Source organism: Citrobacter sp. SX206, from assembly GCF_024181025.1.
GTDB lineage: Bacteria > Pseudomonadota > Gammaproteobacteria > Enterobacterales > Enterobacteriaceae > Citrobacter > Citrobacter youngae.
Map to the genome: position 1 here is coordinate 2,382,685 of NZ_CP049738.1, position 15,489 is coordinate 2,398,173.

General features: G+C 52.2%; 15 protein-coding genes. 13 read left to right on the forward strand and 2 right to left on the reverse strand.

The genetic code is table 11. The features are described 5' to 3' along the window. Positions 1 to 85 precede the first annotated feature (85 nt). Positions 86 to 1,261, forward strand: a complete 1,176-nt coding sequence (manA, locus tag G8S19_RS11645; RefSeq protein ID WP_005121190.1) for a mannose-6-phosphate isomerase — start codon at positions 86 to 88, stop codon at positions 1,259 to 1,261. 107 nt (positions 1,262 to 1,368) lie between these two features. Further along, positions 1,369 to 2,877, forward strand: a complete 1,509-nt coding sequence (locus tag G8S19_RS11650; RefSeq protein ID WP_253685213.1) for a YdgA family protein — start codon at positions 1,369 to 1,371, stop codon at positions 2,875 to 2,877. 57 nt (positions 2,878 to 2,934) lie between these two features. Here G8S19_RS11650 and G8S19_RS11655 read toward each other — a convergent pair whose 3' ends face one another. After that, complete coding sequence (locus G8S19_RS11655) at positions 2,935 to 3,963, reverse strand: Mal regulon transcriptional regulator MalI (protein WP_048211739.1); 1,029 nt, start codon at positions 3,961 to 3,963, stop codon at positions 2,935 to 2,937. Between the two features lie 169 nt (positions 3,964 to 4,132). On the opposite strand from G8S19_RS11655, the gene malX reads away from it, so the two are divergent. From malX to add, 3 genes are all read left to right on the forward strand, one after another. After that, positions 4,133 to 5,725, forward strand: a complete 1,593-nt coding sequence (malX, locus tag G8S19_RS11660) for a maltose/glucose-specific PTS transporter subunit IIBC (RefSeq protein ID WP_121584611.1) — start codon at positions 4,133 to 4,135, stop codon at positions 5,723 to 5,725. Positions 5,726 to 5,735: 10 nt separating this feature from the next. After that, positions 5,736 to 6,908 (forward strand): MalY/PatB family protein, encoded by a 1,173-nt coding sequence (locus G8S19_RS11665; RefSeq protein ID WP_121584610.1) that lies wholly within the window; start codon positions 5,736 to 5,738, stop codon positions 6,906 to 6,908. 100 nt (positions 6,909 to 7,008) lie between these two features. After that, positions 7,009 to 8,010, forward strand: coding sequence for an adenosine deaminase (add, locus tag G8S19_RS11670; RefSeq protein ID WP_048211742.1), 1,002 nt, complete (start codon positions 7,009 to 7,011; stop codon positions 8,008 to 8,010). Positions 8,011 to 8,100: 90 nt separating this feature from the next. Here add and G8S19_RS11675 read toward each other — a convergent pair whose 3' ends face one another. Next, complete coding sequence (locus G8S19_RS11675; protein WP_048211743.1) at positions 8,101 to 9,141, reverse strand: oxidoreductase; 1,041 nt, start codon at positions 9,139 to 9,141, stop codon at positions 8,101 to 8,103. A gap of 241 nt (positions 9,142 to 9,382) precedes the next feature. On the opposite strand from G8S19_RS11675, the gene blr reads away from it, so the two are divergent. The 8 genes from blr to rsxG all read left to right on the forward strand — a co-directional run bounded on the left by blr (position 9,383) and on the right by rsxG (position 15,489). Continuing rightward, positions 9,383 to 9,508 carry a division septum protein Blr gene (gene blr, locus G8S19_RS11680; protein WP_040233850.1) on the forward strand — a complete coding sequence of 42 codons (126 nt, stop codon included), beginning with the start codon at positions 9,383 to 9,385 and terminating at the stop codon, positions 9,506 to 9,508. 297 nt (positions 9,509 to 9,805) lie between these two features. Next, complete coding sequence (gene ydgT / locus G8S19_RS11685) at positions 9,806 to 10,021, forward strand: transcription modulator YdgT (protein WP_003832804.1); 216 nt, start codon at positions 9,806 to 9,808, stop codon at positions 10,019 to 10,021. Between the two features lie 91 nt (positions 10,022 to 10,112). Continuing rightward, positions 10,113 to 10,553 carry a DUF2569 domain-containing protein gene (locus tag G8S19_RS11690; protein ID WP_199985414.1) on the forward strand — a complete coding sequence of 147 codons (441 nt, stop codon included), beginning with the start codon at positions 10,113 to 10,115 and terminating at the stop codon, positions 10,551 to 10,553. A 76-nt stretch (positions 10,554 to 10,629) separates the two neighbouring features. Next, the gene (gene rsxA / locus G8S19_RS11695; RefSeq protein WP_005121199.1) at positions 10,630 to 11,211 is read left to right on the forward strand and encodes an electron transport complex subunit RsxA; all 582 of its coding nucleotides are present in this window, start codon (positions 10,630 to 10,632) and stop codon (positions 11,209 to 11,211) included. Further along, the gene (rsxB, locus tag G8S19_RS11700) at positions 11,211 to 11,789 is read left to right on the forward strand and encodes an electron transport complex subunit RsxB (protein WP_005121200.1); all 579 of its coding nucleotides are present in this window, start codon (positions 11,211 to 11,213) and stop codon (positions 11,787 to 11,789) included. The genes rsxA and rsxB overlap by 1 nt, the downstream gene beginning before the upstream one ends. After that, entirely contained in the window at positions 11,782 to 13,806 is a 2,025-nt protein-coding gene (gene rsxC / locus G8S19_RS11705; protein ID WP_048211745.1) for an electron transport complex subunit RsxC, read from the forward strand. Before rsxB ends, rsxC begins: the two co-directional genes overlap by 8 nt. Further along, positions 13,807 to 14,859, forward strand: a complete 1,053-nt coding sequence (gene rsxD, locus G8S19_RS11710) for an electron transport complex subunit RsxD (protein ID WP_101742540.1) — start codon at positions 13,807 to 13,809, stop codon at positions 14,857 to 14,859. 9 nt (positions 14,860 to 14,868) lie between these two features. Next, positions 14,869 to 15,489 carry an electron transport complex subunit RsxG gene (rsxG, locus tag G8S19_RS11715; protein WP_048211747.1) on the forward strand — a complete coding sequence of 207 codons (621 nt, stop codon included), beginning with the start codon at positions 14,869 to 14,871 and terminating at the stop codon, positions 15,487 to 15,489.

Genomic DNA, 15,489 nt, shown 5'->3' on the forward strand with positions numbered 1-15,489 from the left:
ACTTTTTGCACGTGCAGGTTACTTCGACCGGGGTTTCTTGGTTTAATAGCCAGAGATTTTTCAACATTGAAACAGGGCATTGATAATGCAAAAACTGATCAACTCAGTGCAACACTACGCCTGGGGAAGTAAAACTGCGTTAACGGAACTTTATGGCATTGCCAACCCAACCCAGCAGCCAATGGCCGAGCTGTGGATGGGTGCTCATCCGAAAAGCAGCTCTCAGGTTCAAGGGGCCGATGGCCAACCCGTTGCTCTGCGCGATGTTATCGAGCACGATAAATCCGCACTGTTGGGCGATGCGGTAGCAAAACGCTTTGGCGAACTGCCCTTCCTGTTTAAAGTGCTCTGCGCCGCTCAACCCCTTTCTATTCAGGTCCATCCAAACAAACACAACTCTGAGATAGGTTTCGCCAAAGAAAACGCTGCCGGGATCCCGATGGATGCCGCTGAGCGTAACTACAAAGATCCGAACCACAAGCCAGAACTGGTTTTTGCCCTGACGCCATTCCTGGCGATGAATGCGTTTCGCGAGTTCTCTGACATCGTTGCGTTGTTACAACCGGTTGCGGGCGCACATCCTGCCATTGCTCACTTTTTGCAGGAACCCGGTGCCGAACGCCTGAGCTACCTTTTCGCCAGCCTGTTAAATATGCAGGACCAGGAAAAATCGCATGCACTGGCAATACTGAAATCAGCCCTTAACAGCCAGCAAGGCGAACCGTGGCAGACTATTCGCCTTATCGCTGATGTCTACCCGAACGACAGCGGTCTTTTCTCCCCACTGCTGCTGAATGTGGTGAAGCTAAATCCTGGCGAAGCGATGTTCCTGTTCGCCGAAACGCCGCACGCCTATCTGCAAGGTGTGGCACTTGAGGTCATGGCAAACTCAGATAACGTGCTGCGTGCAGGGCTGACACCGAAATATATCGATATTCCGGAGCTGGTGGCCAACGTTAAATTTGTCGCAAAACCGGCGAACCAACTGTTGACCACGCCGGTCAAAACCGGTGGTGAACTCGACTTCCCGATCCCGGTTGATGATTTCGCCTTCTCCCTGCATGAACTGTCTGCCGGAGAAGCCGTAATTAGCCAGCACAGCGCGGCAATTTTGTTCTGCATCGAAGGTGAAGCGCTACTGAGTAAAGGCGATCAACGTCTGGTACTAAAACCGGGTGAATCCGCATTTATTAGTGCGAATGAATCGCCAATAAGTGTCAGCGGCGTCGGCCGTTTAGCGCGTGTTTACAACAAGCTCTAGCAAGATACTGATATTTTTGACAACTCTTGCTAAGCTAGTAGAGAGTTAAAAACATGTCACTCCTCCAGGCGTCTTCAAACGCCTGGTTTTATTTTATGGATATCGAAATGAAAAAATCGCTGGTAGCTGCGGGTGTGGTGGTTGCGCTGGGTATCGTCTGGACGGGCGGCGCCTGGTACACCGGAAAGAAACTGGAAACGCATCTCGCTGAGATGGTGACGCAGGCAAATAATCAGATCAAACGCTACTCACCTGAGGCAGGAATTGAACTGAGTTATCAAAACTACCAGCGCGGCGTGTTCAATAGCCAACTGCAACTGGTAGTGAAGCCCATCGCCGGACAGGAAAACGCATGGCTGAAAGCAGGCCAAACTATCGTTTTGGATGAAACGGTGGATCACGGCCCCTTCCCGTTAACCCAGCTTAAGTCATTGAACCTCATTCCTGCTATGGCTTCGGTGAGAACAACACTGGTGAATAACGATGTCACTAAGTCGTTGTTTGATATAGCCAAAGGCGAGTCTCCTTTCATCATCAACTCCCGTATTAGCTATAGTGGCGACACCCGTTCCGATCTTTCCCTTAAACCGTTGAACTACGAGAAAGGCGACGAAAAAGTGGCCTTCAGCGGTGGGGAATTCCAGTTCACCGCAGATAAAGACGGTAACGCGGTTTCCCTGACGGGCACTGCGCAAAGCGGTCAGGTTAATGCAGTCAACGAATACGATCAGAAGGTGCAAATTACCTTTAATAACCTGACAACCGAAGGGTCCAGCAGTGTCGCCAGTTTTGGTGAACGCATCGGCGACCAGAAGCTGTCTCTCGATAAGCTGTCGATATCGGTCGAAGGCAAAGAACTGGCCGTGCTGGAAGGGATGGGAATTGATGGTAAATCCGATCTGATTAACGACGGAAAAACCGTGAACAGTCAGTTGGATTACACCCTGAACAGCCTTAAATTACAGGGCCAGGATTTGGGTAGCGGTAAGCTAACGCTGAAAGTGGGTCAGATTGACGGTGAAGCCCTGCATCAGTTCAGCCAGCAGTACAGCGCCCAAACCAAGGCGCTGATGTCGCAGATTGATGTCGTCCAAAACCCAGAGCTGTATCAGCAGAAAGTCACGGAAGCGTTCTTTAATGCGCTGCCCATTCTGATGAAAGGTGAACCAGTAATCACCATTGCGCCGTTAAGCTGGAAAAATGCGAAAGGCGAAACGACGTTTAATCTGTCGCTGCTGCTCAAAGATCCAACCGCGACCAAAGAAGAGCCACAAACGCTGGCTCAGGAAGTGGATCGTTCAGTCAAATCACTGGACGCGAAGCTGACTATTCCTGTGGATATGGCGACTGAGTTCATGACACAGATAGCCAAAATTGAGGGCTATCAGCAGGAGCAAGCCGCGGAGCTGGGTAAACAGCAGGTCAATGGCATGGCTGCGATGGGGCAGATGTTCCGCATTACCACGATGCAGGACAACACTATCGGCTCCAGCCTGCAGTACACCAATGGCCAGGTAACGCTCAACGGGCAGAAGATGCCGCTGGATGAGTTTGTTGGTATGTTCGGTATGCCGACCCTTGGCGAACCGGATGCTCCGGCAGTTCCACAACAGTAATTCTTCTCTGAACCAGGCCCGATAATACCGCTTACCGGGCTTTTGATCTTCGCCAAGCTACTTCTGCGTGACCAGTCGGGCGGAAAGCGTCAGATTGCGGGAATGACTGTCATCATTACCAATGCGCTGCAGTATACGTTCAGCCAGGGTATAACCCATTTCGCGTGCCGGGGTACTGGCCCAGATAATGGGAATGTCATCCAGCGCGTTTTCCGCCACATCCGCAAATCCAGCCAGTGAAACTTGCTGTTCAAAATAGCGATCGACGCCAATTTCGCCGCTCTGACGCCCCGCTCTCATCAGACCAAACCAGGCACCAACAGCGATGGTTTCGTTGTAACACACTACGGCACTGATCGTCGGGTTGCGGCGTAACAGTGCAGCAACGGCTTCGGCAGCCTGCTTTTGACTGGATGAACACTCAAGAACCCAATCACTATGAAACGGTAAACCATATTTTAGCAGCGTCGCACAATAGCCGCCGACACGCTCTGCGCGGGTTAAAGAAGAACTCTGCCCCCCCAGCCACGCGATTCGCTGGTGACCGTGCCGAATGAGATGCTCAACCAACAATTGCGCTGCCTGCATGTTGTCGGGTCGTACCGTGTCGACGTCATCCAGGTAACTGGCTCGTGAGGCAAATACGACCGGAATCCCTTTTTCTTCAGCCAGTTGTCGCAGCGCATCACTGCTGTCAGCTGCACCTGCAATGACTACGCCATCCACGCCCTGATTAAGTAGCATCGCAAAACGCTGAGCCAATTGCTCACCGTCTTTACCGCCGTGTAAAAGAAAGACCATCCGACCCTGTGCTTCTAATGCTTCCGTCAGGCCTGCCGTCAGTTCAGCATAAAATGGCGCAGACAGATCGCGCACAATCAGCCCGACCACACCACTCTGACCGCCACGCAGCACCGATGCCTGACGATTACGTACGAACCCCAACTGCTCAATGGCTGCGTTTACCCGCTCCCCGGTTGCGGATGAGATACGCCCTTTTCCACTAAGCACCAATGAGACTGTACTGACCGAAACCCCGGCAGCCAGCGCAACATCATGAATGGTTATTTTTTTGGCTATAGCCATAAAAACAGAAAACTCCCTGATAACGTGACGGATAAAACGTTTTATCAATCGGTTATAGTTATACGCCGTATTATCATTCGATAATGTGATTTATACCGCACTAAAATTAGGTAAAACGTTTTATCTTCTCGCCATCATTAGTCACCGAGCTTTCACGAGGAGTCGTTAGATGACGACGAGAACCACACCAAAAATAACGTTATGGGAATTTTTCCAGCAGTTGGGCAAAACCTTTATGTTGCCCGTGGCTCTGCTCTCCTTCTGCGGGATCATGTTGGGGATCGGCAGTTCATTAAGCAGTCATGATGTCTTAACGCTGATCCCCGCATTGGGTAACCCGGTGCTTCAGGCTCTTTTTACCTGGATGAGTAAAGTCGGCTCTTTCGCCTTTAGTTTCTTACCCGTGATGTTTTGTATTGCTATTCCTCTCGGTCTGGCGCGCGAGAACAAAGGTGTGGCGGCATTTGGCGGGTTTGTTGGTTATGCAGTCATGAACCTTGCCGTTAACTTCTGGTTGACGGCGAAAGGGATTTTACCTACCACTGATGCAGCAATCCTGAAGGCCAATAACATCCAAAACATCCTGGGGATCCAGTCGATCGACACCGGGATCCTCGGTGCCGTCATCGCTGGGATCATTGTCTGGATGCTGCATGAACGCTTCCACAATATCCGTCTGCCGGACGCATTGGCTTTCTTCGGCGGCACCCGTTTTGTCCCCATCATCTCTTCACTGGTCATGGGACTGGTTGGATTAGTTATCCCTCTGATCTGGCCTGTATTTGCGATGGGTATTACCGGGCTCGGCAATATCATCAACAGCGCAGGTGAATTTGGTCCGATGCTGTTTGGTACCGGTGAACGTCTGCTGCTGCCTTTTGGCCTGCACCATATTCTGGTGGCCCTCATTCGTTTTACTGAAGCGGGCGGTACCCAGGAAGTGTGTGGTCATAGCGTCAGTGGCGCATTGACTATTTTCCAGGCGCAGCTGAGTTGCCCAACCACGCAAGGCTTCTCTGAAAGCGCAACCCGCTTCCTGTCCCAGGGTAAAATGCCGGCGTTCCTCGGTGGTTTGCCGGGTGCAGCATTAGCGATGTATCACTGTGCTCGTCCTGAGAATCGACATAAAATTAAAGGGTTATTAATTTCTGGTCTGATTGCCTGCGTCATTGGCGGTACCACCGAACCACTGGAATTCTTGTTCTTGTTCGTTGCCCCAGTTCTGTACGTGATCCACGCCTTATTGACCGGCCTCGGCTTTACCGTGATGGCGGTGCTCGGTGTGACTATCGGCAACACAGACGGTAACCTGATTGACTTCGTGGTGTTCGGGATCCTGCACGGGTTGTCCACCAAGTGGTATCTGGTCCCTGTTGTCGCGGCCATCTGGTTTGCGGTGTACTACGTTATCTTCCGCTTCGCGATCACCCGCTTTAATCTGAAGACACCGGGCCGTGATGTCGAAATTGCCAGCAATATCGAGAAAGTGATGGCAGGCACACCCGGTAAATCTGGCTACAATGTCCCGGCAATTCTGGCGGCATTGGGTGGCGCGGAGAATATCGTTAGTCTGGATAACTGCATTACGCGTTTGCGCTTGTCGGTCAAAGATATGTCACGCGTAAATGTCCAGGCACTGAAAGACAACCGGGCCATTGGCGTGGTACAGCTCAATCAGCATAACCTTCAGGTCGTTATTGGCCCGCAGGTCCAGTCAGTGAAAGACGAAATCGCAGTTCTGATGAACACCGTACAGGCGTGAGGACAACGACATGTTTGATTTTTCAAAGGTTGTGGACAGGCATGGTACCTGGTGTACTCAGTGGGATTACGTTGCCGACCGTTTTGGCACTGCCGATCTGCTGCCGTTCACCATCTCTGATATGGATTTTGCTACGGCCCCTTGCATTCTGGAGGCGCTGACACAGCGCCTGTCACACGGTGTATTAGGATACAGCCGCTGGAAAAATGACGAGTTTTTGGCGGCCATTAGCCACTGGTTTCTAACTCGTCACAATACCCGGATCGATCCTCAATCGCTGGTATATGGCCCCTCAGTTATCTATATGGTCTCAGAACTCATCCGCCAGTGGTCGTCTGCTGGCGACGCGGTAGTTGTCCATACGCCAGCTTACGATGCATTCTACAAGGCCATCGAGGGCAACCAGCGCACAGTGCTCCCCGTCGGTCTGGAAAAGCGGAGCGACGGTTGGTATTGCGACATGGCAAAGCTGGAAGCAGCTCTCTCACGGCCAGAGAGTAAAATTCTTCTGCTGTGTAGCCCACAAAATCCAACGGGCAAAGTGTGGACGCACGAGGAACTGGAAACCATGGCTGATTTATGCCAGCGACATGGTGTCAACGTCATTTCCGATGAAATCCATATGGATATGGTTTGGGGAGAGCAACCGCATATCCCGTGGATCAATGTCGCACGCGGCGACTGGGCGCTACTCACCTCCGGCTCCAAGAGCTTCAATATCCCGGCATTAACCGGAGCGTATGGGATCATCGAAGACGCCAATAGTCGCAACGATTATCTCAGTGCGCTAAAGGGACGCGATGGATTGTCTTCTCCTGCGGTGCTGGCACTCACCGCACATATTGCCGCCTATCAGCAAGGTGAGCGCTGGTTGGATGCCTTACGGGATTATCTTGCCGGCAACCTGCATTATGTTGCTGATGAACTTAATACCGCGTTCCCTGAACTTAACTGGCAGATCCCGCAATCCACCTATCTGGCCTGGATAGATTTACGTCCGCTCAGGGTTGATGACCAGGCGTTACAAAATGCGCTTATCCACCAGCAAAAAGTGGCGATCATGCCAGGTTCGACCTACGGAGAGGAAGGGTGCGGTTTTGTACGCCTGAATACCGGATGTCCCCGCTCAAAACTTGAGAAAGGTGTTCAGGGATTAATTAACGCCCTGCGCTCTCTGCGCTAACTAAAGTTGCGCAATGAAATTAATCATTGCGCAACATAGATTTTTATCCCGATTTATTCTTATAATACTGCGCACTTTACCTAAAAACATGAGTGCGACCATGATTGATACTTCCCTTCCTTTAACCGACGTCCATCGCCACCTTGATGGGAACATCCGTGCCCAAACGATCCTGGATCTTGGTCGTCAGTTTAATTTAACGCTTCCTGCTCAAACACTTGAAATGCTGATCCCTCACGTGCAGGTAACGTCAACTGAGCCTGATTTGGTCAGTTTTTTGTCAAAGCTTGACTGGGGTGTCAAAGTGCTGGCCTCGCTGGATGCCTGTCGCCGCGTCGCATTTGAGAATATTGAGGATGCCGCACGTAATGGTCTGCATTACGTTGAACTACGTTTTTCCCCAGGCTATATGGCGATGGCCCATCAACTCCCCGTTGCAGGTGTGGTTGAAGCCGTTATTGCAGGCGTACGCGAAGGCTGTAAAACGTTCGGCGTTGAAGCTCGCTTAATTGGAATTATGAGCCGTACTTTCGGCGAAGCTGCCTGTTTGCAGGAACTGGATGCACTGTTAGCGCATCGTGATCACATCACCGCACTGGATTTGGCCGGCGATGAACTCGGTTTCCCGGGCAGTTTGTTCCTGTCCCATTTCAACCGTGCACGCGACGCTGGCTGGCATATCACGGTTCATGCAGGCGAAGCGGCAGGCCCGGAAAGCATCTGGCAAGCTATCAGAGAACTGGGAGCAGAACGTATTGGCCACGGCGTAAAAGCCGTCGAAGATCGCGCCCTGATGGATTTTCTCGCCGAGCAGCGCATCGGCATTGAATCCTGCCTGACATCGAATATTCAAACCAGTACCGTCGCCTCACTGACGACGCATCCGCTGAAAACATTCCTTGAACACGGTGTACTGGCCAGTCTGAATACGGACGACCCGGCGGTTCAGGGTGTGGATATTATTCACGAATACACCGTAGCCGCTCCGGCTGCAGGATTGACGCGTGAACAGATTCGCCAGGCGCAAATCAATGGCCTGGAAATGGCGTTCCTGAGCAATGAAGAGAAACAAGCACTGCGTGAGAAAGTCGCTGCAGCGTAATGGCTTTATTGCCGGATGGCGCTAACGCTTATCTGGCCTACATTGCATTGTAGGCCAGATAAGATGCCTCGACATCCGACATTGGCATTATCAGGCAAGGCACAGCGTCGATCGGTGTTTCGCCGATTCAATGCCCAACTCAATCAGTTCCATGATTTGAATGGCTTGTCTGGCTGGAACCGGGTTCTCGCCGTTACCATTCAGCGCATCACGGATTCCCGCATAGTAAGCAGGATAATTACCTGGCACGGTTAACCAGGTTTCTTCCACCTGCTCATCACCTTCCATGCGTGTCAGTACACCATCACGCATGTCATAACCCCAGTCTTCCTGTGGCAGCCGCTCACCATTTTTAAGACGTTCCTCTTGTGGGTCCAGACCATACTTCACATAGCTGCCACGCGATCCGTGAACGATATAACGAGCAGACTCAGCCGCTGCCAGCATCGTTCCGTGCAGAATCACCCGACGCTGCGGATACGTCAGGATGGCATGGAAGTAATCTGTCGACTGCGCCCCCGGACGGAGCTGTGCCAGATCGACCGTCAGACTCACCGGCAAGCCAAACAGGTTAATTGCCTGATCTAAAAGATGCGGCGCTAAGTCATACCAGATACCACTCCCCGGGCCACCCTGTTCACGCCAGCGGTCACGGACCTGCGGGCGGAAGCGATCGAAATGAGATTCAAAATAAGCCACCTCACCCAACGCGCCATCAGCCAGCAAGGCTTTCAGCGTCAGAAAATCGCTGTCCCAGCGACGGTTATGGAAGACAGAAAGCAGGCGCCCTACGCTTCTGGCCAGCGCATCCAGCTCGCGTGCTTGTGACAGTGTCACAGTGAAAGGCTTATCAACAACCACATGCTTACCTGCTTCCAGCGCCGCTTTCGCCAGCGGGAAGTGTGTATCATTGGGTGTAGGGATCACAATCAGGTCGATACTCGGATCGTTAAACAGGTGTTTAGGCTCAGTAACAACCGCCACCGAAGGCCAGTCCGCCTTCACTTTTGTTTCATCACTACTGGACACCGCAACCAGTTCCAGACCCGGAGTGCCCACAATCAGGGGGGCATGGAAAGTTTTACTGGCATAACCGTAACCGATTAGCCCAACGCGGATGTTGTCACTCATGTTTTTGCCTCTCAATTCAGATCTGGCCTATTTCACACCATAGATAGTAGCGCCACAATAGTTTAATAACCTTTGCGCTACAAAGGTTGTTGCTTAACTTAAGTCAAACATATGCCACTTAGAGTTAACTTGCCGCGAAAAAGTCATCGAAATCGTTCCCAATGCTCTTGCTGTATCATTTATTGATAAGTAACATTTGCTACCTGTGTTTATGGATAAATCAAAGCAAATGTCGTCAGTAATGAATCGTCTTATTGAGTTAACAGGTTGGATTGTTCTCGTGGTCTCCGTGATCCTGTTGGGTGTTGCCAATCATATTGACAACTACCAACCACCGGAACCCGTCGCTGCAGTACAGAAAAAATAAATATACGCAGCCCGTTATAGCCTGGCAGTTAACTCCGCGATGGTTGCTGGGTAGGGCTGTAAAAGATCATTTTTTGTCAAAAAAAAGCGAATTATGCCGCATCCCGCTCCAGCGCGTATTGCCTGCGATCGTGAAGCGCGTTACCCTTTCCGCAGGCGTAAATAGCGCCTGGATTCCCACAGGGTTGAAAACTCTTCTTACATTTGCGCGCAAATTCGCGTTTACCTGTACAACGTTGGTTGTTTTTTAATATTTACTACTCCGTTAGTATTATTTTATTAATATGGATTGCCTTTTATGACTGTTCAGGATTACTTATTAAAATTCCGCAAAATCAGTTCGCTAGAAAGTCTGGAAAAATTGTTCGATCATCTTAACTACACACTTACTGACGATAGCGACATTATCAATATGTATCGCGCTGCAGACCACCGCCGTGCCGAGCTCATTTCGGGAGGCCGCCTGTTCGATGTTGGCCAGGTACCCAAATCCGTCTGGCATTACGTGCAATAAACAAGACAGTAGCGCCTGGCGTTAAAAGCTTTATAATAATTGCCCCAAAATGAACGGCATGTCTGTTCGCGCGCGTAAACCTGGAGATGAAATGACTACAACACCGGCACAACGTATCGGAGGCTGGCTACTTGGGCCATTGGCCTGGCTGTTAGTCGCGTTGTTAAGTGCTTCGCTGGCATTACTGCTGTATGTCACTGCGTTGGCCACACCGCAGACATTCCACACGCTGAGCGAGCAAAGTACGACGAATTTGCTGCTATGGGGCGTCTCCTTTATTACCGCAATCGCCATGTGGTACTACACGCTGTGGCTGACCATCGCGTTTTTCAAACGCAGATCCTGTGTGCCAAAACACTATATTATATGGCTGCTGATCTCGGTGTTACTGGCAATTAAAGCGTTTGCATTCTCACCTGTTCCGGATGCGTTTGCCGTGCGTCAACTACTGTTCCCTTTGTTAGCGGCTGCGCTGCTGGTACCCTATTTCAAACGCTCGCAACGCGTTAAGACGACGTTTGTGAACCCGTAATAACCCTACAGTTAACCTGTTGTCGCCTGTTGTAGATTGTCAGATAATAGGCGGCTTTTTTATTTCAGGCCGAAAAATGACTGATTACCTGCTGCTGTTTGTCGGAACTGTACTGGTCAATAACTTTGTACTGGTCAAGTTTCTGGGCTTATGCCCCTTTATGGGCGTTTCCAAAAAACTGGAAACCGCAATGGGTATGGGCCTCGCCACGACCTTTGTAATGACGCTGGCATCCATTTGCGCATGGCTGATTGACACCTGGATCCTCATCCCGCTCGATCTCATCTACCTGCGCACGCTGGCCTTCATTCTGGTCATCGCCGTGGTGGTACAATTTACCGAGATGGTTGTACGCAAAACCAGCCCTGCGCTGTATCGCCTGCTGGGGATCTTCTTACCGCTGATCACCACTAACTGCGCGGTATTAGGTGTAGCGTTGCTGAACATCAACCTCGGGCATAATTTTTTACAGTCGGCGCTGTACGGTTTTTCCGCCGCCGTCGGCTTCTCACTGGTGATGGTTCTGTTCGCCGCAATTCGCGAACGCCTCGCCGTGGCAGACGTTCCTGCCCCCTTCCGCGGTAATGCGATTGCGCTGATTACCGCTGGTTTAATGTCTTTGGCCTTTATGGGCTTTAGTGGTTTGGTGAAGTTGTAATGAATGCTATCTGGATTGCCGTTGCCGCAGTGAGTCTGCTGGGTCTGGCGTTCGGCGCTATTTTGGGTTATGCCTCTCGTCGATTTGCCGTCGAGGATGATCCAGTCGTGGAGAAAATTGATGAAATTCTCCCGCAAAGCCAGTGTGGGCAGTGCGGTTATCCGGGCTGCCGTCCTTATGCTGAAGCTATTGGCTGTCAGGGCGAAAAAATCAACCGATGCGCCCCTGGTGGCGAAGCGGTGATGCTAAAAATTGCGACCCTGTTGAACGTCGATCCGCAACCTATTGATGGTGATGAGCAGGACGCTACCCCCGTTCGTATGCTGGCGGTGATTGATGAAAATAACTGTATCGGCTGCACAAAATGCATTCAGGCCTGCCCGGTCGATGCCATCGTGGGCGCTACGCGTGCCATGCACACGGTGATGAGCGATCTGTGCACCGGATGCAATTTGTGCGTTGATCCGTGCCCGACCCAATGTATCGAATTACGCCCGGTCGCCGAGACGCCTGACAGCTGGAAGTGGGATTTAAACACTATTCCTGTGCGCATCATTCCTGTGGAACAACATGCTTAAGTTATTCTCCGCATTCAGAAAAAATAAAATCTGGGACTTTGATGGCGGCATTCACCCACCTGAAATGAAAACCCAGTCTAACGGGACACCGCTGCGGCAGGTTCCGCTGGCTCCGCGCTTTATTATTCCGTTGAAGCAGCATATTGGCGCTGAAGGTGAACTGTGTGTCAATGTGGGCGACACCGTGCTGCGTGGTCAGGCGCTAACCCGTGGGCGCGGCAGAATGTTGCCCGTACACGCCCCGACCTCCGGCACCGTTGTTGCCATTGCCCCGCACTCTACCGCGCATCCTTCGGCTTTAGCTGAACTTAGCGTCATCATTGATGCGGACGGCGAAGATCGCTGGATTGAGCGTGACGGCTGGGCAAATTATCGTGCCCGCAGCCGCGAGGAGCTCATAGCCCGTATTCACCAATTCGGTGTTGCCGGACTCGGCGGCGCAGGTTTTCCAACCGGCGTCAAATTGCAGGGTGGCGGTGATAAAATTGAAACACTGATCATCAACGCCGCTGAATGTGAACCCTACATCACCGCCGATGACCGCTTAATGCAAGATTGCGCGGCCCAGGTGGTCGAAGGTATCCGCATACTTGCTCATATTCTTCAACCGCGCGAAGTCCTGCTGGGTATTGAAGATAACAAACCGCAGGCTATCTCCATGCTGCGCGCAGTGTTGGCTGATTCTCACGATATCAGTTTACGAGTCATTCCCACTAAATACCCGTCAGGCGGTGCCAAACAACTGACGCAAATCCTGACCGGGAAACAGGTTCCTCACGGTGGACGTTCCTCCGATATCGGGGTGCTGATGCAAAACGTGGGGACTGCCTATGCTGTCAAGCGGGCCGTTATTGACGGCGAGCCAATCACCGAGCGTGTGGTCACGCTAACGGGCGAAGCAGTCAGCCGCCCGGGCAACGTTTGGGCGCGATTGGGTACGCCTGTTCGTCACCTGCTCAATGATGCAGGTTTCTGTCCTTCTGCTGACCAGATGGTGATCATGGGCGGTCCGCTGATGGGCTTTACCCTGCCCTGGCTGGATGTTCCCATCGTGAAGATCAGCAACTGCCTGCTTGCGCCTTCTGCCAGTGAAATGGGTGAACCGCAGGAAGAAAAAGGCTGTATTCGCTGTAGCGCCTGCGCCGATGCCTGCCCTGCCGATCTTCTGCCGCAGCAACTTTACTGGTTCAGTAAAGGCCAGCAGCATGATAAAGCGACAACCCACAACATTGCTGACTGCATTGAATGCGGTGCCTGCGCCTGGGTATGTCCAAGCAACATTCCCCTGGTGCAGTATTTCCGTCAGGAAAAAGCCGAGATTTACGCCATTAGTCAGGAAGAAAAACGAGCGGCTGAAGCAAAAGCGCGATTTGAAGCCCGACAGGCGCGCCTTGAACGTGAAAAAGCAGCGCGTCTTGAGCGGCATAAAAGCGCAGCTGTACAACCTGCAGCGAAAGATCATGATGCCATCGCTGCTGCACTGGCTCGCGTGAAAGAGAAACAGGCCCAGGCTATGCAGCCGGTTGTCATTCAGGCGGGTGAAAAACCTGATAACAGCGCAGTGATTGCCGCACGTGAAGCGCGAAAAGCGCAGGCTCGCGCCGCACGCACTGATAATCCGTCAAAAGATGAGGACAGCAGAGCGGGTGCGGATCCACGCAAAGCTGCCGTCGAAGCCGCAATTGCCCGAGCCAAAGCCCGCAAGCTTGAGCAGCAGGCAGCTACGGAAACAACCGAACCGGTTGACCCGCGCAAAGCCGCCGTCGAAGCCGCAATTGCCCGTGCCAAAGCCCGCAAGCTTGAGCAGCAGGCAGCCACGGAAACAACCGAACCGATTGACCCGCGCAAAGCTGCCGTCGAAGCCGCAATTGCCCGTGCCAAAGCCCGCAAGCTTGAGCAGCAGGCAGTAACGGAAACAGCCGAGCCGATTGATCCACGTAAAGCCGCCGTTGCGGCCGCTATTGCTCGCGCTCAGGCAAAGAAAGCCGCACAGCAGCAGGTTGTAAACGAGGAATAAATGGTATTCAGAATAGCTAGCTCCCCTTATACCCATAACCAGCGTCAGACATCGCGTATCATGATGCTGGTTCTGATTGCTGCATTACCAGGAATTGCCGCTCAATGGTGGTTCTTCGGCTGGGGTACATTGTTCCAGATAGTGCTGGCATCGGTCAGTGCCATCGCCGCCGAAGCGGGCGTGCTTAAACTACGTAAACAGCCCGTTGCCGCAATCCTGAAAGACAACTCCGCCCTGCTTACAGGGTTGCTGCTTGCCGTCAGTATTCCTCCCCTGGCTCCGTGGTGGATGGTGATCCTGGGTACCGTCTTCGCCGTTATCATTGCCAAGCAGCTGTATGGCGGTCTTGGGCAGAATCCATTTAATCCGGCAATGATTGGTTATGTCGTGCTGTTGATCTCATTCCCGGTGCAGATGACAAGCTGGCTGCCACCACATGAAATTGCCGCTACGGTGCCCGGCTTTTTTGATGCTTTAAACGTTATCTTTACCGGACATACCGCTGGCGGCAGCGATATGAACACGCTCCGTATAGGGATCGACGGCATCAGTCAGGCAACGCCTCTCGATACCTTTAAGACGTCACTACATGCAGGGCGTACCGTTGAACAGGTGATGCAGTATCCGATTTACAGCGGCATGCTCGCGGGCGCGGGTTGGCAGTGGGTTAACCTTGCCTGGCTGGCGGGCGGCATCGTGTTGTTATGGCAGAAAGCGATTCGTTGGCACATCCCGGTGAGCTTCCTGCTATCGCTCGCTGTTTGCGCCACGTTAGGCTGGATTTTCTCGCCAGACTCTCTGGCATCACCGCAGTTGCACCTGCTTTCCGGCGCCACCATGCTGGGTGCATTCTTTATTCTTACCGATCCCGTTACGGCATCAACTACCAACCGTGGTCGCCTGATTTTTGGCGCGCTTGCGGGTCTGTTGGTCTGGCTGATTCGTAGTTTTGGCGGTTATCCTGATGGTGTGGCTTTTGCCGTATTGCTGGCAAATATCACGGTTCCGCTGATTGATTATTACACTCGCCCTCGCGTGTACGGACATCGCTAAGGACTCCCTATGCTGAAAACGATTCGTAAACACGGTATTACACTGGCGCTGTTTGCTGCGGGCTCGACGGGGTTAACCGCGGCAATCAATCAATTAACCAAGTCCACTATTGATGAACAGGCCGCGCTGCAGCAAAAAGCACTGTTCGATCAGGTTCTGCCTGGCGAACGCTACAATAATAACTTGCCTGAGAGTTGTTATCTGGTCGATGCGCCAGCGTTAGGCAAAGGCAGCCACCGAGTGTATATTGCCCGCCAGGACGATCGTCCGGTTGCGGCAATTCTGGAGGCCACGGCCCCCGATGGTTATTCCGGCGCAATTCAACTGCTGGTTGGTGTAGATTTCAACGGTACTGTGCTGGGTACGCGGGTGACAGAACATCATGAAACACCAGGCCTCGGTGATAAAATCGAGTTACGTCTGTCAGACTGGATAACCCATTTTAGCGGCAAAACGATTAGTGCAGAGAACGACCCTCACTGGGCGGTGAAAAAAGACGGCGGCGACTTTGACCAGTTTACGGGCGCAACCATCACGCCGCGAGCGGTAGTGAATGCAGTAAAACGCGCCGGTTTATATGCGCAGACTCTGCCTGCGCAACTTCCTCAACTTAGCGCCTGTGGAGAATAA